The 25,162-nt window shown below is 69.4% G+C and carries 15 protein-coding genes; 5 read left to right on the top strand and 10 right to left on the bottom strand.

The window, feature by feature from the left end:
* Positions 1-14: 14 nt before the first annotated feature.
* The 4 genes from AOZ53_RS02645 to axyZ form a co-directional block, all read right to left on the bottom strand.
* Positions 15-1,814 carry a gamma-glutamyltransferase family protein gene (locus AOZ53_RS02645; protein ID WP_054429661.1) on the bottom strand — a complete coding sequence of 600 codons (1,800 nt, stop codon included), beginning with the start codon at positions 1,812-1,814 and terminating at the stop codon, positions 15-17.
* A 92-nt stretch (positions 1,815-1,906) separates the two neighbouring features.
* Positions 1,907-3,409, bottom strand: a complete 1,503-nt coding sequence (locus AOZ53_RS02640) for an ABC transporter substrate-binding protein (RefSeq protein ID WP_054429662.1) — start codon at positions 3,407-3,409, stop codon at positions 1,907-1,909.
* 258 nt (positions 3,410-3,667) lie between these two features.
* A complete protein-coding gene (locus AOZ53_RS02635) occupies positions 3,668-4,564 on the bottom strand; it encodes a LysR family transcriptional regulator (protein WP_054486778.1) in 897 nt (298 codons plus the stop codon).
* 84 nt (positions 4,565-4,648) lie between these two features.
* On the bottom strand, positions 4,649-5,287 hold the full coding sequence (gene axyZ, locus AOZ53_RS02630; RefSeq protein ID WP_054429664.1) for a multidrug efflux transcriptional repressor AxyZ: 639 nt from the start codon (positions 5,285-5,287) through the stop codon (positions 4,649-4,651).
* Between the two features lie 242 nt (positions 5,288-5,529).
* Between axyZ and axyX the strand changes: the two genes are divergently transcribed.
* Genes axyX through oprZ form a run of 3 tightly spaced genes read left to right on the top strand, consistent with a single transcriptional unit; the run spans position 5,530 to position 11,237 of the window.
* Positions 5,530-6,705, top strand: coding sequence for a multidrug efflux RND transporter periplasmic adaptor subunit AxyX (gene axyX / locus AOZ53_RS02625; protein WP_054486776.1), 1,176 nt, complete (start codon positions 5,530-5,532; stop codon positions 6,703-6,705).
* A 6-nt stretch (positions 6,706-6,711) separates the two neighbouring features.
* Positions 6,712-9,849: a multidrug efflux RND transporter permease subunit AxyY gene (axyY, locus tag AOZ53_RS02620; RefSeq protein ID WP_054486774.1), complete on the top strand. Its 3,138-nt coding sequence runs from the start codon at positions 6,712-6,714 to the stop codon at positions 9,847-9,849.
* Complete coding sequence (gene oprZ, locus AOZ53_RS02615) at positions 9,846-11,237, top strand: multidrug efflux RND transporter outer membrane subunit OprZ (protein WP_054486772.1); 1,392 nt, start codon at positions 9,846-9,848, stop codon at positions 11,235-11,237. Before axyY ends, oprZ begins: the two co-directional genes overlap by 4 nt.
* Before the next feature lie 48 nt (positions 11,238-11,285).
* Here oprZ and AOZ53_RS02610 read toward each other — a convergent pair whose 3' ends face one another.
* The 6 genes from AOZ53_RS02610 to AOZ53_RS02585 all read right to left on the bottom strand — a co-directional run bounded on the left by AOZ53_RS02610 (position 11,286) and on the right by AOZ53_RS02585 (position 20,644).
* Positions 11,286-11,948: a helix-turn-helix transcriptional regulator gene (locus AOZ53_RS02610; protein WP_054486771.1), complete on the bottom strand. Its 663-nt coding sequence runs from the start codon at positions 11,946-11,948 to the stop codon at positions 11,286-11,288.
* Between the two features lie 25 nt (positions 11,949-11,973).
* Positions 11,974-13,404, bottom strand: a complete 1,431-nt coding sequence (locus tag AOZ53_RS02605) for an efflux transporter outer membrane subunit (protein ID WP_054486768.1) — start codon at positions 13,402-13,404, stop codon at positions 11,974-11,976.
* A gap of 8 nt (positions 13,405-13,412) precedes the next feature.
* The gene (locus tag AOZ53_RS02600) at positions 13,413-16,532 is read right to left on the bottom strand and encodes a MexW/MexI family multidrug efflux RND transporter permease subunit (protein WP_054486765.1); all 3,120 of its coding nucleotides are present in this window, start codon (positions 16,530-16,532) and stop codon (positions 13,413-13,415) included.
* Between the two features lie 16 nt (positions 16,533-16,548).
* A complete protein-coding gene (locus AOZ53_RS02595; RefSeq protein ID WP_054486763.1) occupies positions 16,549-17,679 on the bottom strand; it encodes an efflux RND transporter periplasmic adaptor subunit in 1,131 nt (376 codons plus the stop codon).
* Between the two features lie 184 nt (positions 17,680-17,863).
* Positions 17,864-19,834 (bottom strand): BCCT family transporter, encoded by a 1,971-nt coding sequence (locus tag AOZ53_RS02590; RefSeq protein ID WP_054429672.1) that lies wholly within the window; start codon positions 19,832-19,834, stop codon positions 17,864-17,866.
* A gap of 186 nt (positions 19,835-20,020) precedes the next feature.
* The gene (locus AOZ53_RS02585) at positions 20,021-20,644 is read right to left on the bottom strand and encodes a TetR/AcrR family transcriptional regulator (protein ID WP_054429673.1); all 624 of its coding nucleotides are present in this window, start codon (positions 20,642-20,644) and stop codon (positions 20,021-20,023) included.
* A gap of 168 nt (positions 20,645-20,812) precedes the next feature.
* Here AOZ53_RS02585 and AOZ53_RS02580 point away from each other — a divergent pair, with 168 nt between their 5' ends.
* Positions 20,813-21,991 (top strand): efflux RND transporter periplasmic adaptor subunit, encoded by a 1,179-nt coding sequence (locus AOZ53_RS02580; protein WP_369816778.1) that lies wholly within the window; start codon positions 20,813-20,815, stop codon positions 21,989-21,991.
* A complete protein-coding gene (locus AOZ53_RS02575; RefSeq protein ID WP_054486761.1) occupies positions 21,988-25,161 on the top strand; it encodes an efflux RND transporter permease subunit in 3,174 nt (1,057 codons plus the stop codon). The genes AOZ53_RS02580 and AOZ53_RS02575 overlap by 4 nt, the downstream gene beginning before the upstream one ends.
* Position 25,162: the final 1 nt, after the last annotated feature.

The raw sequence follows: 25,162 nt of genomic DNA, 5'->3' as shown, positions 1-25,162 counted from the left end.
CGCCGGCACGCGGCTCACCGGCCGACCGCGTAAGCCTGCATCAGGCGCGGCGTGGCGGCCGCGTGCAGCAGGCCGTCGGCGTCGCGCGAGGCCGCGGTCAGGCGGCCGACCGACCATTGCGGCACCTCCTCGATCTGGTGGCCGCGGGCGCGCAGGGCGGCGATGGTCTCGGCGCCGAAGCCGCTTTCCACCGCCAGATGGCCCGGCTTGCGGTCGCGCGGGTAGAACGACGAGGGGAAGTGCATGGTGTGCGACATCGGCAGGTCGATGGCTTCCTGCAGGTTCAGGCCATGGTGCGCGTGACGCAGGAAGAACAGCAGCTGCCATTGCTCCTGCTGGTCGCCGCCCGGCGTGCCGAACGCCAGGTAGGGCCGGCCCTCGCGCAGCGCCAGCGACGGCGTCAGCGTGGTGCGCGGACGCTTGCCCGGCGCCAGCGTGCCCGGCAGGCCCTCTTCCAGCCAGAACATCTGGGCGCGGGTGTTCAGGCCGAAACCCAGTTCCGGGATCACCGGCGAGGACTGGAACCAGCCGCCCGACGGCGTGGCCGAGATCATGTTGCCCCAGCGGTCGATGACGTCCACGTGGGTGGTGTCGCCGCGCTTGACCGAGGCGCGCATGTCGGCCATCGTCGGCTCGTTGGTCGCGCTGCCGGGGGCCGAGACCTTGGACAGGCGCTGCAGCGTGTCCATCACCCGCGCCACCTGCGCCTCGAAACCGGGGATCTGGCCGGGCCGCAGGTCCTGCGAGGCCTGTTCGCCGATGAGGGCGCGGCGCGCGTCGTTGTACTCGTCGGACAGCAGCTGGGCCAGCGGCACGTCGACGAAGGCGGGATCGCCGTAGTAGGCCTCGCGGTCGGCGAAGGCCAGCTTCATGGCCTCGGTGACGCGGTGCACGAACTCGGCGCTGGTCGGGCCGACGCCGGCCAGGTCCATGTCCTTGAGCAGCGCCAGGGTCTGCAGGAACACCGGCCCCTGGCTCCAGGCGCCCGCCTTGGCCACGGTGTAGCCGTGGTAGTCATAGGTGGCGGGCTGGTCGTAGCTGGCGGACCAGCCGGCCAGGTCGTCGGCGGTGATCACGCCGCGATGGCGTTCGCCGCTTTCGTCCATGACCTCGTTGCCGCGCGCGAACTTGTCGATCGCCTCGGCGACGAAGCCACGGTAGAAGGCGTCGCGGGCCGCCTCGATCTGGCGTTCGCGGTCGCCGCCGGCCTGTTCGGCGGCCTGCAACACGCGGGTCCAGGTGGCGGCCAGCGCCGGGTTGCGGAACAGCTTGCGGGCCTCGGGCACGTTGCCGCCAGGCAGGTAGACCTGCGCGGTGGTGGGCCAGTGGGCCTGGAAGAAGTCCTTCAGGCCGGCGATGGTGTTGGAGATGCGCGGCATCAGCGCGTGGCCGTGCTCGGCGTAGTAGATGGCAGGTTCCAGCACGTCGCGCACGCGCATCGTGCCGTGGTCGCGCAGCAATTGCATCCAGGCGTCGAAGGCGCCGGGAATGACAGTGGCCAGCAGGCCGTTGCCGGGAATCAGCTTGAGGCCTTCGGCGCGGTAGCGCTCGAGCGTGGCGGCGGCCGGGGTGGTGCCCTGGCCACACAGCACTTCGACGCGGCCGGTGCGGGCCGAGTAGAACACCGCCGGCACTTCGCCGGCCGGGCCGACCAGGTGGGGCTCGACCACCTGCAGCACGAAGGCCGAGGCGACACAGGCGTCGAATGCGTTGCCGCCGCGCTCCAGCAGCGACATGCCGGCCGAGCTGGCCAGCCAATGGGTGGAGGTCACGACACCGAAGGTGCCGAGGATTTCCGGGCGAGTCGTAAACATGTTGCGATCCTGTTGCGGACGGCGCGCAGGCCGGTGGCCGCAAGATAAGTAAAAACGGGACCCGCAACCGGGTCCCGCGTCTGGCTTGATGCCTACTTCCTGGCGAGGCTGACGCCCTTCAGGCGGATCAGGCCATCGGGATACGGCACGAAGCCTTCCAGCTTCTTCTGCGTGCCGAAGGTCCACGGCAGGTAGAACAGGTAGACGATGGGACGCTGGTCCTGCATCACCGACAGCACCTTGTCGTACATGGCGCGGCGCTTGGCGGTGTCCGGCTCGGCGCGGGCGTCGTTGAGCAGCTTGTCGGCCTCGGGGTCGCAGAACTTGCCGTCGTTCAGGTTGCCCTTGCAGCTGAGGTACTGGTGGATGTTGCCGCTGGGATCGACCCGGCCCGACCAGCCGCTCTGGCCCACCTCGAAGTCACCGCGCGCCAGCGACGATTGCAGCGAGGCGAACTCGACGGGACGCAGGGTGATGTCGAAACCGGCCTCCGCGCCCATGGCCTGCACCAGCTCGAAGACCTGCTGCATGGTGGTGTTGTTGCCGAAGGTGATCTCGAACTTGACGCGGTCGAAGCCCGCTTCCTTGAGCAGGGCCTGGGCCTTCTTGGGATCGCGGCCGGCGTGCTCGAACGACTTGTTGTAGGCGAAGCTGGCCGGCGGGAACGGCTGGTAGGCCGGCTGGTACTGGCCTTCGCCGATGACCTGGTTGAGCACGTCGCGGTCGATGGCGAGGTCGAGCGCCTGGCGCACGCGCTTGTCCTTGGCCAGCGGATTGTTGGCGCGCGCGCCGTTGCCCAGGTTGACCGAGATCGACTGGAAGCCCAGGCCGGTGACCGGGGCCAGGCGCAGGTTGGCGTCGTCCTTGACCGCCTTGGCGTCGCTGGGCGCCACGCGCTCAATGATGTCGAGGTCGCCGGCGCGCAGGTTGTTCAGGCGCACGGTGTTGTCGGGGATCGGCGTAAAGACGACACGGTCGAAGTGATAGTTGGCGGCGTCCCAATACTTGGGAAATTTCTCAAGCACGATGCGGTCGTTCTGCACCCGTTCCTTGAACTGGTACGGGCCGGAGCACACCGGCTTGCCGCCGGGATCCTTGTCGAACGAGGCGGGCGAGATCATCATGCCGGCGCGGTCGGACAGCTGCGACAGCAGCGAGGCGTCGGGCTCGGACAGGTGCAGCACCACGGTGCTGGCGTCGGGCGCGTCGACGCTGGCCACGGTGGCCAGTTCGCTCTTGCGGTTGCTGTCGGGCAGCGTGCGGGCGCGATCCAGGTTGGCCTTGACCGCGGCGGCGTCGATCGGCGTGCCGTCATGGAACACGGCGTCGGTGCGCAGCTTGAAGGTCAGCGTCTTGTTGTCCGGGCTGGTGCTCCAGGACTGGGCCAGCTGCGGCACGAACTTCAGGTCCGGCGTGATGTCGACCAGCTTGTCGCACAGCGAAGCGAACACGATGCGGCCGACGAAGGTGCGGGCGCGGGTCGGATCGAGCACGTCCGGGTCGTCCTGCAGGCCGACCCGCAGGGTCGATTGGGCGTGGGCCAGCCCGCTGGCCAGCATTCCCGCCATGGCCATGGCGAGGCAAAGTTTACGCATGAATGATCTCCGTCGATTCAGGCGGCCTGCTTCCCCGCGCGCCGGGCGGCGCGCCGCCTGGCAGTGAGGGAACAGACCCCGAGCCGTGCTGCATCGCCGGGCCCATCCCCCCGTTGCGCACGTTCTTGTTTGGATTCTGCGCCAGGCGCGGCACGATTGTATAGAGCGGCGGCTGTCAGCGACCCAAACGCCCCCGCGGCGACCGCCTTGCGGACAGGTCGCCCGCGCGCCGTTGCGCGGCGGGCCCGACGCGCGGTCTCAAGGCAGGCGGCAAGGCGCCGAGAAGTCGACCGCCGCCAGCACGGCTTCGCGCAGCTTGCCGACCAGCGGCCGGGTGTCGTCGCGGCGGTACTGGAAGGAATACGGCAAGGCCGCCGGCGCCGGGTCGCACGCCAGCACCCGCAGGCTGCCCTCGTCCTGCAGCGCCCGCGCCCAATGGCTGGGCAGCAGCCCCACGCCGGTGCCCTCGATCAGCAGGCCGGCGATGGCGCCCCAGTTGTTGCAGCAGAGCCGTTCGCCGGCCACGTCGCGTCCGGCCAGCCAGTCGTCGACGATGCGGGTGGTGCCCGCGCCCGCCGGCAGGGTCACCAGCGGCAGCCGCGCCAGCAGGTCGGGCGCCATGCGGGTCGCGCCCGCCAGCGCGGCCGGCGCCGCGGCCCAGGCGAACGCGGCTTCGCCGATCGGCGTGGAAGCGATGTTGGGGCGCGAGGAGCGCCCGGCGATGACGGCGAAGTCCAGCTCGCCGTCGGCCACCCGCTGCTCCAGCACCTGGCCGATATCCACATAGGGCTCCAGCACCAGGTCGGGATAGGCGGCGCGCACCACGCCGATCAGGCGCGGCAGCCAGGTCAGCGCGGTCAGCTCGCCCACGCCGAAACGGCAGCGGCCGCGCAGGCCCGGCGTCTCGGCCAGCGAGGCGCGGATCCGGTCGGCGGCGGCCAGCAGCTCGCGCGCCTGCGGCAGCAGCCGCTGGCCGGCGTCGGTCAGGACCGCCTTGTGGCCGCTGCGGTCGAACAGCGGCTGGCCCAGCGCGTCCTCGAGTTCGGCGATGCGCTTGGACAGCGACGACACCGACAGGTGCAGCCGCTCGGCCGCCACGGCGAAACTGGCGCAGGTGGCGGCCCAATAGAAGGCTTCGAGTTGCTTGAGGGTCATGCCCGGATTGTAGGGGCGCGCGGATCCCCCCGGCGCGGCATGGCCACGCGGACGGCCATGGCGGCGGCGTCCGCGTCGACGGGGTCAGGCGGCCTGCGGCAAGCGCAGTTGCGGCGACAGGCGCAGCGTGTCGATGGCGGCGCGGAGCATGCGCTCGACGCGCGGCCAGATATCGCCCTTGAGGCGATCGGACCAGCAGATCGTGCCGAACACGCCCTCGACCAGGGAGTGCAGGTAGACATTGGACAGGCGCACGTCGAGCGCGGGCGGCAGGTCCTCGCGGCTGACGGCGGCGCGCAGCAGCTTTTCGGACGTGCGCAGCGCGTGGCGCTCCCACAGGTCGCGGCGGCGCAGCAGCGGCGCGTTCTCGTCGCTGCGCTCGCATTTCAGGTAGAGGATTTCCAGCACGCGCTGCACCGAGCCCTCCTCGGCGTAGATCTGCACGTACTGGCGCATCGAGGCATAGAGCGCTTCCAGCGCCTCGCCATCGGTCGACACGCGGGTCAGCGACACCGCTTCCCCCAGGGCCCGGTCGCACATGGCGATGCAGACGTCGATCTTGTTCTTGTAGTGGCCGTAGACGGCGCCCCGGGACACGCCCGCGAAATCGGCGATATCGCTCATGGTGGTGCTGGCCACGCCCCTGGACAGGAACACGTGCTCGGCGGCGTCCAGGATGCGGTCGCGGGTGCGTTGGGATTCTTCTTTCGTCTTGCGGGCCATACAGGGATCTCCTTGAGAAACAGGGGTTGAGGGAACGGGAACGGGCGATATGAAAACGGCGGCCCGTCTTGCGGGGGCCGCCGGCTGCGCACTGTAAAGAAGTATGCAGACGCCAGCATACTTTCGAACAAAACAATTAATCAAGCATGATGGATTAAATGATAGACTGCCGACCCCACAGGGAAAACCCGCGACTTTCCCTCTCTCGCCCGCAACGGGCGCCTCACAATAATTTTTAAAAAATGACGCACCGAGTTCCCCTCAGAACGCTCGCATTCGCATCCGTACTGGTTCTCGTTTCCGCATGCTCGAAGCAGGAAACCCCCGAAGCCGCCAAGGCCCCCGCCGAAGTCGGCGTCATCGTGGCCAAGGCCACCCCCACCGCCGTCGCCAGCGAACTGCCCGGCCGGCTGGAGCCCTATCGCGAAGCCGAGGTCCGCGCCCGCGTGGCCGGCATCGTGACCCGCCGCCTGTATGAGGAAGGCCAGGAAGTGACGCGCGGCACGCCGCTGTTCCAGATCGACCCGGCGCCGCTGCAGGCCGCCTACGATTCGGAGGCCGCCTCGCTGGCGCGCGCCCAGGCCAACCTGTCGGCCGCCGCCGACAAGCTGCGCCGCTACGCCGACCTGGTGTCGGACCGCGCCATCAGCGAACGCGACCACGCCGAAAGCGTGGCCGAGGAGCGCCAGGCCCGCGCCGACGTGGCGCTGGCCAAGGCCAACCTGCAAAGCGCCAGGCTGCGGCTGGAATACGCCCGCGTCACCTCGCCGATCGACGGCCGCGCGCGCCGCGCGCTGGTCACCGAGGGCGCGCTGGTGGGCGAAGGCCAGGCCACGCCGCTGACGGTGGTGCAGCAGCTCGACCCGATCTACGTCAACTTCTCGCAGCCCGCGGCCGAGGTCATGCAGCTGCAGAAGCAGATCCGCGCCGGCGCCCTGCAGGGCGTCGCGCCCGACAAGATGCGGGTGCGCCTGCTGTTGCCGGACGGTTCCGAGTACGGCCAGGGCGGCACGCTGTCGTTCGCCGACCTGGCGGTCGATCCCGGCACCGACAACGTGACCATGCGCGCGCTGTTCGACAACCCGGGACGCGAACTGCTGCCGGGCATGTACGTGCGAGTGCGGCTGGAGCAGGCGGTCAACCGCGACACCTACCTGGTGCCGCGCAACGCCCTGCTGCGCAACGCCGACGGCGCGCACCTGCTGGTGGCCGGCGATGACGGCGAACTGCGCCGCGTGCCGGTGGCGGCGCACCGGCTGCTGGGCCCGAACTGGGTCGTCACCGAGGGGCTGGCGGGCGGCGAACGCGTGGTGGTGGAAAACGCCGCGCAGCTGGCCCCGGGCCAGAAAATCAAACCGGTCGAGCGGGCCGCGCCGAGCGCGCCCGCGGCGACCGCGGGAAATAACGAAAAAAGGTAAACCGCCATGGCGCGTTTCTTTATCGATCGCCCCGTTTTCGCGTGGGTGATCTCGCTGCTCATCGCGCTGGTCGGCCTGTTGTCGATCCGCGCGCTGCCGGTGGCGCAGTATCCGGACATCGCTCCGCCCGTCGTCAACATCGGCGCCAGCTATCCCGGCGCTTCGGCCAAGGTGGTCGAGGAAGCCGTCACCGCCATCATCGAACGCGAGATGAACGGCGCCCCGGGCCTGATGTACACCTCGTCCAGCAGCGATTCGACCGGCTGGGCCAGCATCAACCTGACCTTCAAGCAGGGCACCAACCCCGACATCGCGGCGGTGGAAGTGCAGAACCGGCTGAAGGCGGTCGAGCCGCGCCTGCCCGAATCGGTGCGGCGCGACGGCGTGCGGGTGGAAAAGGCGGCCGACAACATCCAGCTGGTGGTGTCGCTGAAGTCCGACGGCAGCCTGGACGACATGCAGCTGGGCGAACTGGCCGCCTCCAACGTGCTGCAGGCGCTGCGGCGGGTCGAGGGCGTGGGCAAGGTGCAGCTGTTCGGCGCGGAAGCGGCGATGCGCATCTGGCCGGACCCGGTCAAGCTCACCGCCCTGTCGCTGACGCCGGGCGACATCGTCTCGGCCTTGCGCAGCCACAACGCGCGCGTCACCATCGGCGAACTGGGCAACCAGGCCGTGCCGAAGGACGCGCCGCTGAACGCCAGCATCGTGGCCGGCGAGTCGCTGCACACGCCGGAGCAGTTCGCCAACATCCCACTGCGGGCGCTGCCGGGCGGCGCCACGCTGCGCCTGAAGGACGTGGCGCGGGTGGAGCTGGGCGGCACCGACTACATGTACCTGTCGCGCGTCAACGGCCTGACCGGCACCGGCCTGGGCATCAAGCTGGCGCCCGGCTCGAACGCGGTCGAGACCACCCGCCGCATCCGCGAGACCATGCGCGAGCTGGCGCAGTACTTCCCGCCGGGCGTGAGCTGGGACATTCCGTATGAAACGTCCACCTTCGTCGAGATCTCGATCAAGAAGGTGCTGATGACGCTGCTGGAGGCGGTGGCGCTGGTGTTCTGCGTGATGTACCTGTTCATGCAGAACCTGCGCGCCACGCTGATCCCGACGCTGGTGGTGCCGGTGGCGCTGCTGGGCACGCTGGGGGTGATGCTGGGACTGGGCTATTCGATCAACGTGCTGACGATGTTCGGCATGGTGCTGGCCATCGGCATTCTGGTGGACGACGCCATCGTGGTGGTCGAGAACGTCGAGCGCATCATGGCCGAGGAAGGCCTGTCGCCGCATGACGCCACGGTCAAGGCCATGGGCCAGATCAGCGGCGCCATCGTCGGCATCACGGTGGTGCTGGTGTCGGTGTTCGTGCCGATGGCGTTCTTCGACGGCGCGGTGGGCAACATCTACCGCCAGTTCGCCGTGACGCTGGCGGTGTCGATCGCCTTCTCGGCCTTCCTGGCGCTGTCGCTGACGCCGGCGCTGTGCGCCAGCCTGCTCAAGCCGATCCCGGCGGGCCACCACGAGAAGCGCGGCTTCTTCGGCTGGTTCAACCGCGCCTTCGCGCGCCTGACCACGCGCTATACGGCGCGCGTGGCCGGCGTGCTGGCGCGGCCGGTGCGCTTCGGGCTGGCCTACGCGCTGGTGATCGGCGTGGCGGCGCTGCTGTTCGCGCGCCTGCCGTCGTCGTTCCTGCCGGACGAGGACCAGGGCAGCTTCATGGCCATGGTGATCCTGCCGCAGGGGTCGCCGCAGGCCGAGACCATGGCGGTGGTCAAGGACGTCGAGCGCTACATGATGGAGCACGAGCCGGTGCAGTACGTGTACTCGGTCAACGGCTTCAGCCAGTACGGCAGCGGGCCGAACTCCGCCATGTTCTTCGTCACGCTCAAGGACTGGCAGGAGCGGCGCGACGCTTCGCTGCACGTCGATGCGGTGGTCAAGCGCATCAACAAGGCATTCGCGGATCGCAAGAACCTGATGGTGTTCGCGCTCAACTCGCCGCCGCTGCCGGACCTGGGCTCGACCTCGGGCTTCGACTTCCGGCTGCAGGACCGCGGCGGCCTGGGTTATGAAGCCCTGACGCAGGCGCGCCAGAAGCTGCTGGCCAAGGCGGCCGAGCATCCCGCGCTGACGGACGTGGTGTTCGCCGGCCAGGAAGAGGCGCCGCAGTTGCAATTGCGCGTCGACCGCGACAAGGCGCAGGCCATGGGCGTGCCGATCGACGAGATCAACACCGCGCTGGCGGTGATGTATGGCTCGGAGTACATCGGCGACTTCATGCTCAACGGCCAGGTGCGGCGCGTGACGGTGCAGGCCGACGGCAAGCGCCGCGTGGACGTGGACGACATCTCGCGCCTGCACGTGCGCAACCTGCAGGGCCAGATGGTGCCCCTGTCGGCGTTCGCCACGCTGAAATGGTCGATGGGCCCGCCGCAGCTGAACCGCTACAACGGCTTCCCGTCGTTCACCATCAACGGCTCGGCGGCGCCGGGCCACAGCAGCGGCGAGGCCATGCGCGCCATGGAAACGCTGGCGGCCGAGCTGCCGCGCGGCATCGGCTTCGACTGGTCGGGCCAGTCGTACGAAGAGCGGCTGTCCGGCAACCAGGCGCCGGTGCTGTTCGCGCTGTCGGTGCTGATCGTGTTCCTGGCGCTGGCGGCGCTGTATGAAAGCTGGTCGATTCCGCTGGCCGTGATCCTGGTGGTGCCGCTGGGCGTGATCGGCGCGCTGCTGGGCGTGACGGTGCGCGGCATGCCCAACGACATCTACTTCAAGGTCGGCCTGATCGCCACCATCGGCCTGTCGGCCAAGAACGCGATCCTGATCGTCGAGGTGGCCAAGGACCTGGTGCGTGATGGCCAGGGCATCCTGTCGGCCACGCTGGAGGCGGCGCGGCTGCGGCTGCGGCCGATCGTAATGACCTCGCTGGCGTTCGGCGTGGGCGTGCTGCCGCTGGCGCTGGCCAGCGGCGCCGCCTCGGGCGCGCAGGCCGCCATCGGCACCGGCGTGTTGGGCGGGATCATCACCGCGACCGTGCTGGCGGTGTTCCTGGTGCCGCTGTTCTTTCTCATCGTGGGGCGCATGGTCGGCATGCGCGCCCGCCCCGCGCGCCCCGAGGGCCGCGAATCGCTGGAGACGACGCCATGAAACCCGTGGCAATGACCCTGCTGGCGCTGGCCCTGTCCGGCTGCTCGCTGGCGCCGACTCATGAGCGCCCCGCGGCGCCGGTGCCGGCGCAATACGACACGCCGGCGCAGCCCGGCCAGGCGGCCGCGCCGCAGGAATGGCGCGCCTATTTCAACGACCCGGCGCTGCAGGCCTGGATCACGGCCGCGCTGGCCAACAACCGCGACCTGCGGGTGGCGGCATTGCGCATCGAAGAGGCGCGCGCGCTGTACGGCGTGCAGCACTCGGAACGCCTGCCGTCGATCGACGCCCGCGGCGAATTCAGCCGCGGCCGCGCCACCGAGCCGGGCCAGCCGCGCATGCCGGTGGCCAACCGCTACCGCGCCGCGGTCGGCATCACCGCGTTCGAGCTGGATTTCTTCGGCCGGGTGCGGAGCCTGTCGGATGCGGCGTTGGCGCGCTACCTGGCGAGCGAAGAGGCGCACCGCGCCGCGACGCTGGCGCTGGTGGCGGAAACCGCCACCGCCTACTTCAACCAGCGTTCGCTGGCCGAGCAGTTGCGCCTGACCGACAGCACCCTGGCGCTGCGCGAGGCCTCGCTCAAGCTGACCCAGCGCCGTTATGACGTCGGGCTGGAGACCGCCATCGGCCTGCGCACCGCGCAGATGCTGGTGGAAAGCTCGCGCGCCACGCGCGCCGAGCTGACCCGCGAGGCCAGCCTGGCGCGGCATGCGCTGGGCCTGCTGGCGGGCGACTTCACCCTGCCGGTCGGCGTCGATGCGACGCCGCTCGAAAGCCAGGCGCTGACGCCGCTGGCGGCTGGCCTGCCGTCCGAGCTGCTGACGCGCCGCCCCGACCTGCGCCAGGCGGAACAGGCGCTGCGCGCGGCCAACGCCGACATCGGCGCGGCGCGCGCGGCGTTCTTCCCGTCGGTGCAGCTGACCACGGACATCGGCACCACCGCCGACCGCTTCTCTGACCTGTTCAGCGGCGGCACCGGCGGCTGGAGCTTCGCGCCGCGCCTGACGCTGCCGATCTTCAACGCCGGCCGCAACCGCGCCAACCTGTCGCTGGCCGAGACCCGCAAGCACATCGCGGTGGCGCAGTACGAGGGCAGCATCCAGGCGGCGTTCCGCGACGTGGCCGACGCCCTGTCGGCGCGCGACGCGCTGCGCGACCAGATCGAGGCCCAGCGCAAGGTGCGCGACGCCGACCGCGAGCGCCAGCGGCTGGCCGAGCGGCGCTATGCGCGCGGGGTGGCGAACTACCTGGAGATGCTGGAGGCCCAGCGCAGCCTGTTCGAGTCGGAGCAGGAATACATCCGGCTGCAGCAGCGCCGGCTGGTCAATGCGGTGGATCTGTACAAGGCCCTGGGCGGCTGGGACGACGGCGCATCGCCAGCGTCCTGACGCCACCGGGCCATTGGGCGGTGATGCGGGACGCGCCGCCCTGGCGGGTCAGGCGCGCGCGCTGACGCGGTAGGCGCAGCGGCGCGCGCCCAGCAGGATGTGCTCTTCGCGCTCGACCCGCACGCCCTCGCCCAGCACCTGCCGGAACAGTTCCAGCTCGCTGCGGCAAAAGCCCATACAGGCCTGGGCCGCCGCACAGATGGGGCAGTGGTTCTCGATGAACAGGAAGTCGTCGCCGTCGCGGCGCATCTCGGCCATGTAACCCTCGGCCGAGCGCACCCGCGCCAGGCATTCGAGCCGCTGCGGCAGATCGCGGGCGCCTTCCAGCGCCTGCCGGTAGGTGGCCAACATGGCGGCCTCGCGCACCGAGATCAGCTTGTCCACGCCATCGTCGCCGAACACCTGGCGCACGGCGTTGATCATCTGCACCGTCATGTCGGCGTGCGTGTCGGGGAAGCGCCGGTTGCCGGCATCGGTCAGGAACCAGATCTGCGTGGGCCGGCCGCGCCCGGCGCTGCGGCTTTCCGAATCCACCAGGCCGTCCGCGTGCAGGCGCGCCATCTGCTGGCGCACCGCCTCGGCCGTGACGTCGAGCGCCTTGGCGATGACCGCGACCGACTGCGGGCCGCGCGTCTTGAGCGTCATGAGCACGCGGTCCGCCGGCTGGTGCGGTTGCCAGGAAATGGGATGGGACAGGCTGTCGTCGGACATGGAAAGTGGGAAAGGCGCCAAGCCCCTATGGTGCCACGGATTGAGCCTCCCAGCCGCCGCCCAGCGCCTTGTAGAGGGCGACCAGGCTGGTATAGGAAGCCGTTTCGGCCTGCGCCACCGCATCCTGCGCCCGCAGTTGCGTGCGCTGCGCGTCCAGCACCGTCAGGTACGGCGCGCTGCCTTCACGGTAGCGCAGGCGCGCCAGCTCCGCCGCGCGGCCGCTGTGGCCGGCCGCCTGCGCCAGGTTGCCGAGCCGCTGCTGGGTCTGGCCGTACTGCGTCAGCGCCCCCTCCAGTTCCTCGACCGCCTGCAGCACGGTCTGCTCATAGCGCGCCACCTCGCCCTGCGAACGCGCCTGGGCGGCGCGCTTGCGGGCCAGCGCGGTCGGCAGGTGGAAGGCCGGCCAGTTGACGCCGGGCGCCACGCTGAAGGCGCGGCTGGAGGCGCTGCCGAAATCGGCCCCGCGCAAGGCCACGAAGCCGAGGAAACCGCCCAGGTCGATGCGGGGATACAGCTCGGCGGTGGCCACGCCCACGTCGGCATTGGCCGCCGCCATGTTGCGCTCGGCCGCCCGGATGTCGGGACGGCGCGACAGCAAGGCGCCGACGTCGCCGATCGGCAGGCGCGCCGCCAGCGGCGGCTGCGGCGTGGCCGCGTCCAGTTCGCCCAGTTCCACCGGGCGCAGGCCGGCCAGCACCGCCAGGCGGTACAGCGCCAGGCGCCGGGCGGTTTCCTGCAGCGGCACGCTGGCCTGCACGGTTTCGAGTTCGGCGCGGGCGCTGGCCAGGTCGCCCTCGTCGCCGCGGCCGGCCGACACCATGGCCTGGATCACGCGCAGGCTGTCGCGCTGGCTGTCCAGGTTGGCGCGCGCCACCGCCAGGCGTTGCTCGGCGCCGCGCAGCTCGAAGTAGTTGCGCGCCACCTCGGCCACCACCACGATGCGGGCCTGCGCCAGGTCGGCGGCCTGGGCTTCGCTACGCGCCGCCGCGCCCTCGGCCGCGCGGCGCAGGCGGCCGAACAGGTCGATCTCCCAGGTGGCGTCGAAGCCGGCGCGATAACTCTTGGCCAGGTTGCGCTCGCCCGCCACGCCGGGATTGGCCTGCGACAGGCTGCGCTCGAAGCGGCCTCCCAGCGTCACGGTGGGGAACTGGTCGAGTTCCTTCTCGTCCAGCACCGCGCGCGACTCGGCCAGGCGGGCCTGGGCGATACGGATGTCATGGTTGCGTTGCAGCGCCAGCGTGATCAGCCGGTCCAGTTGCGGGTCCTGCAGCTGCTTCCACCAGTCCTGCTGCAGCCGGTCGGTGGAGAACAGCGCCTGCTCGGGGCTGGCCAGCGCCACCGGCGCGGCCTGGGGTTTCTGGTAGTCGGGGCCCACGGCGCAGCCGGCGGTGGCCAGCGCGGCCAGCAGCACCGTGGCGCCGCGGCGCAGACGTTTGGAGAGGTCGGGATGTTTCATGAGATTCCTCAATGCGTGGCGGCCGGCTGCGACGTCGCGAGCGGCGGCGCGTCCTCGGCCTGCGCCTGCGCCAGTTCGCGGGCGCGCGGCGTGTCGTTGGCGGCGCGGTGATCGCGCGCCAGCACGGTGTAGACGGTGGGCAGCACGAACAGCGTGAAGAGCGTGCCGACCAGCATGCCGACCACGATCACCAGCCCCAGGCTGTAACGGCTGTGGGCGCCGGCGCCGCTGGCGAACAGCAGCGGAATCAGGCCCACCACCATGGCGGCGGTGGTCATCAGGATGGGGCGCAGGCGGATGCGGGCGGCGTGTTCCATCGCGCTGCGCCGGTCCAGGCCGTGGCTGACCTGCATCTCGTTGGCGAACTCCACCATCAGGATGCCGTGCTTGCTGATCAGCCCGATCAGCGTCACCAGCCCGATCTGGGTGTAGATGTTGATGGTCGCCATGCCCAGCGCCAGCGGGATCAGCGCGCCGCAGATCGACAGCGGCACGCTCACCAGGATGATGAACGGGTCGCGCAGGCTTTCGTACTGCGCCGCCAGCACCAGGTAGATGACGATGATGGCGAAGATGAAGGTGATCATCAGCGCCGAGCCTTCCTGGCTGAACTGGCGCGCGTCCGATTGCCAGTCATAGCTGAAGCCGGCCGGCAGCTGCTGCGCCTGGCGCGTCAGGAACTGCACCGCGTCGCCCATGGTCACGCCCGGCATCGGGATGGCCTGGAAGGTGGCGGCGTTGAGCTGGTTGAACTGGGTCAGCTTGTTGGGCTCGACGCCCATCGACACCGACACGATGTTCGACAGCGGCACCTGCGCGCCGCTGGCGCTCTTGACGTAGTACCGCGCCAGCGATTCGGGCGAGATGCGCTGCTCGCGCAGGCTCTGCGGGATCACGTCGTACGAGCGGCCATCCATGCCGAAGCGGTTGATGTAGTTCTCGCCCACCAGCACCGCCAGTGTGTCCCCCACCGCCTTCATGGTGACGCCCAGGCTGTTGGCCTTGGCGCGGTCCACCTTCAGCTGCACCACCGGGTTGTTGTAGTCCAGGTCGCTGTCGACCACCATGAAGAGGCCGCTGGCGCGCGCCGCCTGCTTCAGGTTTTCCATGGCCTCGTAGACCACCGGGTAGTCGGCCGCGCTCATGATGACCATCTGCACCGGCAGGCCGCCGGTCGAGCCGGGCAGCGGCGGCAGCTGGAAGGCGAAGATGTTGCTGCCCTCGATCTGGTTGACCATCGACTGCATGTCGGCCTGGATCTGGTCGGCCGAGCGCTTGCGCTCGTGCCAGTCGACGAAGTCGACGCCGCCGATGCTGTTGGACACGCCGTCCGAGCCGTTGATCAGCCAGCGGCCCTTCTGTTCGGGCAGCGTCGCCATCACGTCGTCCCACTTCTTGCCGAATTTCTCGACGTAGTCGATGTTGGCGTGCTGCGGCGACTTGATCGCGGTGAGCACGGTGGACTGGTCCTCGACCGGCGCCAGCTCGCGCTGGGCGGCGTTGTACAGGAACGGCAGGCTGGCCATCACCGCCACCGCCAGCAGGCCGGTGACCCAGCGATGGTGCAGCGACACATCCAGCAGCCGGCCGTAGGCCTCGCCCAGGCGGCCGAAGAAATGCTCGGCGCGGCGCGCCATCCAGCCTTCGGACACCTGGCTGTTGAGCAGGAACGAACTCATCACCGGCGACAGCGTCAGCGCGATCACGCCCGACACCACCACCGCCCCCGCCAGCGTGAAGGCGAATTCCTTGAACAGCGAACCGGTCAGCCCGCCCATCAGCCCGATCGGCGCGTACACCGCAGCCAGCGTGATGGTCATGGCGATCACCGGGCCGGCCACTTCGCGCGCGCCGATCAGGGCCGCGCGCACCGGCGACTTGCCTTCCTCGATATGGCGGTGCACGTTCTCGACCACCACGATGGCGTCGTCCACCACCAGGCCGATGGCCAGCACCATGGCCAGCAGCGTCAGCAGGTTCACGCTGAAGCCGAACAGCGCCATGATGGCCGCGCCGCCCAGCATCGACAGCGGAATGGTGACCACCGGGATCAGCACCGCGCGCAGCGAGCCCAGGCACAGGAAAATCACCGCCACCACGATGACGATGGCTTCCATCAGCGTGTGCACCACGCCGTCGATCGAGGCGCTGATGAAGCGCGCCAGCTCGAACGGCACTTGCACGCTGGTGCCGGGCGGCAGGTTCTGCTTGATGTTGGGCAGCAGTTCGTTCAGGCGCTTGACGATCACCAGCGGGTTGCCGACCGGCGTGGCGTTCAGGCCGAAATACACGGCCGGCTCGCCATCCATCAGGCCGCTGGAGTCGGTCGAGGCCGCGCCCAGTTCAACCGTGGCCACGTCACCCAGGCGCACGATGGCGTCGCCCTCGCGCTTGATGACCATGTCGCGGAACTCGGCCACGTTGACCAGGTCGGTGTTGACCTTGATGTTGGACACCACGTACAGGCCCTTGGCCTGGCCGGGCGCCGCCTGCACGTTGTTCTGGCGCAGGGCCTCGGCCAGTTCGCCGGCCGAGATGCCGCGCGCGGCCAGCCGGTCGGGGTCGAGCCAGACGCGCATCGCCAGCTTCTGGCCGCCATACAGCTCCACGCTGGCCACGCCGTCGATGGACGACAGCTGCGGCTGCACCACGCGCGACAGGTAGTCGGTCAGCGCCGGCAGCGACATGGTGGAACTGGAGAACCCCACGTAGGCCACGGCGGTGGCCTCGCCGGCGGACTTGACCAACACCGGGTCGTAGGCGTCCTGCGGCAGGCGGTATTTGACTTCGTTGACCTTGGCCATGACCTCGGTCATGGCCTTGTTGGAATCGGCATTGAGCTTCATGCGCACCGTGATCACGCTGCGCCCCTGGGTCGAGGACGACGACAGGTAGTCGATGCCCTCGACGGTGGCGACGGATTGCGCGATCGGCTGGGTGACGAAGCCCTGCATCAGGTCGGGCGAGGCGCCCGGGTACTGCGTGGTGATGGTGATGGTGGTGCTTTCGGTCAGCGGGTACTGGCGGATCGGCAGGCCGCTCAGGGCGCGCAGCCCGAGCAACAGCAGCAGCGTGCTGACCACCAGCGCCAGCACCGGCCGGCGGACGAACAGATCGGTGAACTTCATGATCGGCTCCGCGGGTTCAGCGGGCTTGCGCCACGGATTGCGGCGCGGCGTCCAGCGCCACGGTGTCCTGGGCGCTGATCTCGACGGGTGCGCCGTTGTGCAGGCGCAGCTGGCCCGAGGTCACCACGCGGTCGCCCGGCTTGAGGCCCTTGGTCACCACCACCCGGCCGCGCACGCGCTCGGCGGTCTGCACGTAGGCCTGGGTCACGGTCGGCGGCGCCGACGCCTCGCCGCCCTTGGGCGGCGTCACCACGTAGACCGAGTCGCCATAGGCGCTGTAGCTGATGGCGGTTTCTGGCACGGTCAGCACGCCGGGCCGCGGCGGCAGCACCACCTGGCCATGGGCGAACATGCCGGCCGCGAGCGCGCCGTCGGCGTTGGCCAGCGTGGCCTGCACCCGCACGGTGCGCGAGCCCGGGTCGACCTGCGGTTCGATGGTGGTGACGGTGCCGTCGAAGACCCGGCCGGCGTGGGCGTCGACCGTCACGGTCACCGGCTGGCCGGCGCGCAGCGCGCCCAGCGCCTGCTCGGGCAGCGTGATGTTGGCGTAGACGCTGGCCGCGTCGGTCAGCGACACCAGCGGATCGCCGGCGCGGGCGAACTGGCCCAGGTTGACCCGGCGCACGCCGAGCACGCCGTCGAACGGGGCCTTGATGCGCTTCTGCTCGATCAGGGCCTGGATCCGCTTGATCTCGCCGGCGGCCTGGTCGTAGTCGGCCTGGGCCTGGTCCAGCTGCTCGCGCGTGGCCGCCTGCTGCGGCACCAGGCGGCGGGTGCGTTCCAGCAGCGCCCGGGCGTTCCTGGCCTGGGCCTGCAGCCGCGCCAGTTCGCCCTGCTCGGGCGCGTCGTTCAGCTGCACCAGCAGCTGCCCGGCGCGCACCCGCTCGCCGGGGGTGAACAGGATCTGCGCCACCCGGCCGTCGACTTCGGCCGGCACCAGCACCTGCCGGGTCGCCTCGAGCGAGGCGATGCCCGACAGCGCCGCCGGGAAATCCGCCTGCAACACGGGCGCCACCGCCACCTTGGCCGGCGCCATGGCCCAGCCGCCATTGTGCGACGCGCCGCCGAATTTCCAGTACAGCCCGCCCCCCGCCACTACCGCCAGGGCCAGCACCCCGGCCGCCCATGCGCCTGATTTCGCCTTCATGACTCTCTCACTATTTATCAAAGGAATGGCTTGGATAATCCTTGAAAAATCGGACGAAGTCAAAAAACCTAAAGTAATGTTTAGGATTGAGAAAACCTATCGGCGGGAAATGGCCAAAAAAAACGCCGGCGAAGGCCGGCGGTTTGCGGGGAAACAGGCTTGCGCCCAGGGCGCAACGCCAGGGCTACGTGCGCACCATGTGCAGGTAGTGGCGGTGGCGTTCGTACTGGTCGAGGATGTCGCCGATGACGGCGTCGCGGCTCCAGCCCATGATGTCGTAGTCCTGTCCGCCCTCGCGCAGGTGGACCTCGGCGCGGAAGTACTTGCGCTCTTCCTCGTCGGCGGCCTCTTCGGGCGTCAGGCTGGGCCGCACGAAGGCCTGCGGCCGCACCGAATAGAAGAAGTCCAGGTGTTCGCCGTGGTTCACCTCCAGCACCACCCCGCCCTCGCCGTCGCTTTCCTTGACCGCGACGGCGTAGCCCTGCTTGCGCAGTTCATCGGCCACGTCCTCCAGCGCCGGGGTCACCACGTCCGCGATGAAGCGCAGCACGTGGGCGCGGCGCGGCATCATGACCATGTTGCGCAGCCGCCGCTCCCACGACTGGCCACCGCGCGCGGGGCGCGACAGCGTCAGCGACTGGTAGCGGATGCCGCGCTTGGTGGCGTCGAGCCTGAGCGCCTTGAACAGCCCCCACAACGACAGCAGCAGGATGATCGAGAACGGCAGCGCGCTGGCGATGGTGGCCGTCTGCAACGCCGTCAGGCCGTCGGCCAGCAGCAGCGCGATGGCCACCGCGCCCATCGACAGCGACCAGAAGATGCGCTGCCACACCGGCGTGCGGTCGGCGCCGCCCGAGGCCAGCAGGTCCACCACCAGCGCGCCCGAGTCGGCCGAGGTGACGAAGAACACCGCCACCATCGCGATGGCGAAGATCGAGATCACGCTGCTCCAGGGCAGCAGCTCGAAGAACGCGAACAGCGCCAGCGAATTGTCTTGTTTGACCGTATCGGCGAACCCCTTGATGCCGTCGACCAGAATGAAGTGGATGGCGGTATCGCCGAACACCGTCATCCAGAACAGCGTGAAGCCGGCCGGCACCAGCAGCACGCCGCTGACGAATTCGCGAATGGTGCGGCCGCGCGAGATGCGGGCGATGAACAGGCCCACGAACGGCGACCAGGCGATCCACCAGCCCCAGTAGAACAGGGTCCAGCCGCCGATCCAGTCGGTCGGCTCGTAGGCGTACAGGTTGAAGGTCTTGTTGACGATGTCCGACAGGTAGGCGCCGGTGTTCTGCACGAAGGTCTGCAGCAGGAACACGGTGGGGCCGGCCACCAGCACGAACAGCAGCAGGATCACCGCCAGCACCATGTTGGCCTCGGACAGGATGCGGATGCCCTTGTCCAGGCCGCTGGCCACCGACAGCGTGGCCAGCCCGCAGGTGATGACGATCAGGATGATCTGCGGCATCACGCCCACGGGAATGCCGAACAGGTGGTTCAGGCCGCTGTTCATCTGCGCCACGCCCAGTCCCAGCGAGGTCGCCACGCCCAGCACGGTGCCGATGATGGCGAACACGTCGACCGCGTGGCCGATGGGGCCGTGGATGCGGTTGCCGATCAGCGGGTACAGGGCCGAGCGCAGGGTCAGCGGCAGGCCATGGCGGAAGCTGAAGAATGCCAGCGTCAGCGCCACCACCGCGTAGATGGCCCAGGCGTGCAGGCCCCAATGGAAGAAGGTGATCTTCATGGATTCGCGCGCGGCGGCCGCGGTGGCGCCCTCGCCCACCGGCGGCGACATGAAGTGCATGACCGGCTCGGCCACGCCGAAGAACATCAGGCCGATGCCCATGCCCGCCGAGAACAGCATGGCGAACCAGGTGAAGTTGCGGTAGTCGGGCTCGCTGTGATCGGGCCCCAGCTTGATGTCGCCATAGCGGCTGATGGCCAGGAACGCCACCGACAGCAGGATGATGGCGACCACCAGGATGTAGAACCAGCTGGCGTTGCCCAGGATCCAGGCCTGGATCGATTCGAACAGATTCTGCGCGGTCCTGGGCGCCGTGATGGCAAAGCCGACCAGCAGCAGCGTGAACAGCGCCGCCGAATAGAAGACCGGGCGGTTGATGGTGGATGGTCGGGTTTCTGAAGACATGCTGCCGCTCCTTTCGCCCGAGGGATGCCAAAGGCTGCGGCGCTGGCCCCCTCAGTCCAGCCGGCGCGCCGCCGTTATTACTATCATGCCGCCGCTGGCCGTGACAATGCCCGCGTGGCATGGCCGCACCGCGCCCGGCATCCGGGCCCGGGCCGGCCGCGCGGGTCGCCGTCGGGCCGGGCGGCCCTAGCCGGGGTCGCGTTCGCCGAATACCACGCGGCGGAAGAACCCCGCCAGCACCGATTCGGTGGTCTCGGCGCTGACGTTCTGCGGGTCGAAGGCGAAGCTGAATTGCATGCCGTCGGACAGCGCCAGCAGGCCGATGGCCAGCTCGCGCGCGGGCAGCGGCAGGGGCGTGCCGACGCGCTCGGAGAACTGGCGGATGTATTCGGTGGTGGCTTCGCGCAGCTCGCCCATACAGGCGATGAAGCCGACGCGGAATTCGGGATCGCGGGCGGCCTGCAGCTTGGCTTCCATCCACAGCAGGAAGCACTCGTTGTCGCGGAAATGGTTGCTGTAGTAGTGCAGCACGCTGTCTTCCATCTGCTGGCGGGTCTCGCCGGCCTCGAAGATGGCGCGCATGTCGCTCATCACGTTTTCATGGTCGCGCTTGAGCAGCTGCAGGAACAGTTCGGACTTGCTGGCGAAATTGGAATAGAAGGCGCCGCGGGTATAGCCGGCCAGCTCGGCGATGTCCTCGACGCTGGCGGCGACGAAACCCTTGGTCAGGAAGATCGATTGCGCGGCATCGAGCAGACGCTGGCGCGTCTGGTCGCGGCTTTGCTCTCGGGTAAGGCGGACTTTTGACATGGGGCGATTCTATCATCTGGAACGATTTCAGATTCACACTTGTATTTGAATACATACCCGAATTAGAATCCATCCCGTATCGGATTGCCAGGGTGCCGCGCGCCGGCCTGCAAGGGCCTGCCGCCTCGCGTCCCGTTTCCCCCTCCTGCCCGCGTCGCGAGGTGTTTCGTGAATTCTTCAGGTTCTTGCGCGCCCGTCGCCGCGCGCAATCCCGCCGCCCATGCCGCGGCGCTCTCCCATCCTGTCCTGCGCCGCCCCTGGCCCGCGCTCGCCCTGGCGCTGACGCTGGCGCTGGCCGGCTGCGGCAGCAAGGAGGCCGAGCCGCCGCCGCCGCGTCCGGTGGTGGCCATGCCGGCCAAGGCCGATTCGGCGCTGCCGGCCTGGACCCTGCCCGGCGAAGTGCAGGCGCGCTACAGCACGCCGCTGTCGTTCCGGGTGGGCGGCAAGATCATCGAACGCAAGGTCCGGCTGGGCGACACGGTCAAGCCGGGCCAGGTGGTCGCCAGGCTCGACCCCGCCGACGCCACCAAGAACGCCGCCGCCGCCCGCGCCCAGCTGTCGGCCGCCCAGCACCAGCTGGACTACGCCAAGCAGCAGCTGGACCGCGACCGCGCCCAGTCCAGGGAAAACCTGATCGCCGCCAACCAGCTCGAACAGACCCGCAACGCCTACGCCTCGGCGCTGGCGCAGCGCGACCAGGCGGCGCAGCAGGCGGCCCTGTCGGCCGACCAGCTCAACTACACCACCCTGGCCGCTGACCACGCCGGCGTCATCACCGCCGAGCAGGCCGACACCGGCCAGAACGTGGCGGCGGGCCAGGCGGTCTACAACCTGGCCTGGGCAGGCGACGTCGACGCCCTGTGCGATGTGCCCGAAAGCGTGCTGGCGGGCCTGGCCATCGGCCAGCGCGCCACCGTCACGCTGGCGCCGCTGCCCGGCCAGACCTTCAGCGCCGTACTGCGCGAGATCGCCCCGGCGGCCGATCCGCAGAGCCGCACCTACCGCGCCAAGCTGACGCTGGAGTCGCCCTCGCCCGAGGTGCGCCTGGGCATGACCGCCAACATCAGCTTCGACAACCGCCAGGCCAACGGCGCCACCACCTACACGGTGCCGGCGACCGCGCTGTTCCATGACAACGGCGAGCCGGCGGTCTGGATCGTCAAGCCGCAGGAAGACACGCTGGAACTGCGTCGCGTGCAGGTGCTGCGCTACGACGCCCGCAGCGTCACCCTGACGCAGGGCGTGCAGGCCGGCGAGCGCGTGGTCTGGCAAGGCGTGCACGCCGTGTCGGCCGGCGAGAAGGTCCGCGCGGTGCCGCCGCTGCACCCCGAGGACTTCGCATCATGAGCGCGCCGGTTCCCGAGAATCAGAACGCCGCGCACCGCCACGAGGAAGGCAAGTTCAACCTGTCGGCCTGGGCGCTGCGGCACCAGCCGCTGGTGATCTTCCTGATCACGCTGGTGACGCTGTTCGGCGTGCTGTCGTATTCGCGCCTGGCGCAGTCCGAAGACCCGCCCTTCACGTTCCGCGTGATGGTCATCAAGACCCTGTGGCCCGGCGCCACCTCGCAGCAGGTGCAGGAGCAGGTCACCGACCGCATCGCCAAGAAATTGCAGGAAACACCATCCACGGACTTCCTGCGCAGCTACTCGCGTCCCGGCGAATCGCTGATCTTCTTCACCATGAAGGACTCGGCGCCGGCCAGCGAGGTGGCCAACGAGTGGTACCAGGTGCGCAAGAAGGTCGGCGACATCGGCGCGACGCTGCCGCAGGGCGTGCAGGGGCCGTTCTTCAATGACGAGTTCGGCGACGTCTACACCAACATCTACACCCTGGCGGGCGACGGCTTCTCGCCGGCGCAATTGCGCGACTACGCCGACAGCCTGCGCACCGTGCTGCTGCGCGTGCCGGGCGTGGCCAAGGTCGATTACTTCGGCGAGCAGCCCGAGCACGTCTATATCGAGATCAGCAACACGCAGCTGACGCGGCTGGGCGTGTCGCCGCAGCAGATCGCCGAGGCCATCAACAGCCAGAACGCGGTCGCCAGCGCCGGCACCCTGACCACGGCCGACGACCGCGTGTTCGTGCGTCCCAGCGGCCAGTTCCAGGACACCCGGGCGCTGGCCGAGACGCTGATCCGCGTCAACGGCAAGTCGATCCGGCTGGGCGACATCGCCACCATCCACCGCGGCTATGACGATCCCCCGGCCGAGCAGATGCGCACGCGCGGCGAGCCGGTGCTGGGCATCGGCATCACCATGCAGCCCGGCCAGGACGTGGTGCACCTGGGCAAGGCCCTGGACGCCAAGTTCGGCGAACTCAAGGCGCGGCTGCCCGCCGGCCTTACGCTGACCGAGGTGTCGAGCATGCCCAAGGCGGTGTCGTTCTCGGTGGACGAGTTCCTGCGCTCGGTGGCCGAGGCCGTGGCCATCGTGCTGATCGTCAGCCTGGTGTCGCTGGGCCTGCGCACCGGCATGGTGGTGGTGATCTCGATTCCGGTGGTGCTGGCGGTGACCGCGCTGTTCATGGACATGTTCGGCATCGGCCTGCACAAGGTCTCGCTGGGCACGCTGGTGCTGGCGCTGGGCCTGCTGGTGGACGACGCCATCATCGCGGTCGAGATGATGGCGGTGAAGCTGGAACAGGGCTGGAGCCGCGCGCGCGCCGCCGCCTTCGCCTACACCAGCACCGCCTTCCCGATGCTGACCGGCACGCTGGTGACGGTGGCCGGCTTCCTGCCGATCGCGCTGGCCAAGTCCAGCACCGGCGAATACACCCGTTCGATCTTCCAGGTGTCGGCGATCGCGCTGATCACCTCGTGGTTCGCCGCGGTGGTGCTGATCCCGCTGCTGGGTTATCGCATGCTGCCCGAGCGCAAGCGCGAGGCGCACCTGCCCGATGACCACGAGCACGACATCTACAACACCCGCTTCTACCAGCGCCTGCGCGGCTGGGTGGCGTGGTGCGTGGACCGCCGCTGGCGCGTGCTGCTGGCGACCGTGGCGCTGTTCGTGGTGTCGATGGTCGGCTTCGGCCTGGTGCCGCAGCAGTTCTTCCCCAGCTCGGACCGCACCGAGCTGCTGGTGGACGTGCGGCTGCAGGAAGGCGCCTCGTTCGCCGCCACGCTGCGCCAGGTCGAGCGGCTTGAAAAAGTGCTGGACGGCCGGCCCGAGATCGCCCATTCGGTGAGCTTCGTCGGCACCGGCGCGCCGCGCTTCTACCTGCCGCTGGACCAGCAGCTGGCCACGCCCAACTTCGCGCAGATCGTCATCACCGCCAACTCGGTGGAAGACCGCGAAAAACTGGCGCACTGGCTCGAACCGGTGCTGCACGAGCAGTTCCCGGCGATCCGCAGCCGCCTGTCGCGGCTGGAGAACGGCCCGCCGGTGGGCTTCCAGGTGCAGTTCCGCGTCAGCGGCGACAAGATCCCCGAGGTGCGCCAGGTGGCCGAGAAGGTGGCCGCCGAAGTGCGCGCCGACAGCCGCTCGGTCAACGTGCAGTTCGACTGGGACGAGCCGTCCGAGCGCTCGGTGCGCTTCGACATCGACCAGCAGAAGGCGCGCGAAGTGGGCGTAAGCTCGAACGACATCTCCAGCTTCCTGGCGATGACGCTGTCGGGCTACACCGTGACGCAGTACCGCGAACGCGACAAGCTGATCAACGTCAGCCTGCGCGCCCCCGACAGCGAACGCGTCGACCCGGGCCGCCTGGCCACGCTGGCCATGCCCACGCCCAACGGCCCGGTGCCGCTGGGCAGCCTGGGCCACGTGCGCTACGGCCTGGAGTACGGCGTGATCTGGGAACGCGACCGCCAGCCCACCATCACCGTGCAGGCCGACGTCAAGGCCGGCGCGCAGGGCATCGACGTCACCCACGCCATCGACAGGAAGCTGGACGCGCTGCGCGCCGAACTGCCCGTCGGCTACCGCATCGAGGTCGGCGGTCCGGTCGAGGAAAGCGCCAAGGGCCAGTCGTCCATCAATGCGCAGATGCCGATCATGATCGTGGCGGTGCTGACGCTGCTGATGGTGCAGCTGCAAAGCTTCGCCCGCGTGCTGATGGTGGTGCTGACCGCGCCGCTCGGCCTGATCGGCGTGGTGGCCGCGCTGCTGCTGTTCGGCAAGCCGTTCGGCTTTGTCGCCATGCTGGGCGTGATCGCGATGTTCGGCATCATCATGCGCAACTCGGTGATTCTGGTCGACCAGATCGAACAGGACATCAGCGCCGGCCACAAGCGCGTCGACGCCATCGTCGGCGCCACGGTGCGGCGCTTCCGTCCCATCACGCTGACCGCGGCGGCCGCGGTGCTGGCGCTGATCCCGCTGCTGCGCAGCAACTTCTTCGGCCCCATGGCCACCGCGCTGATGGGCGGCATCACCAGCGCCACGGTGCTGACGCTGTTCTTCCTGCCCGCGCTGTACGCGGCCTGGTTCCGCGTGCGCCACGACGAGCGCGAGGAGCCCGAAGGCGTGCCGCCCGGCGCCCACGCCGGCGACAACGTAGAACGAGGAGCCTGAC

This window comes from Achromobacter sp. 2789STDY5608621 (assembly GCF_001299375.1).
In the GTDB taxonomy this organism is placed as follows: Bacteria; Pseudomonadota; Gammaproteobacteria; order Burkholderiales; family Burkholderiaceae_B; genus Achromobacter; species Achromobacter insuavis.
The sequence above is the reverse complement of the archived record's forward strand: the minus strand, read 5'-3'. Positions and strand labels throughout refer to the sequence as shown.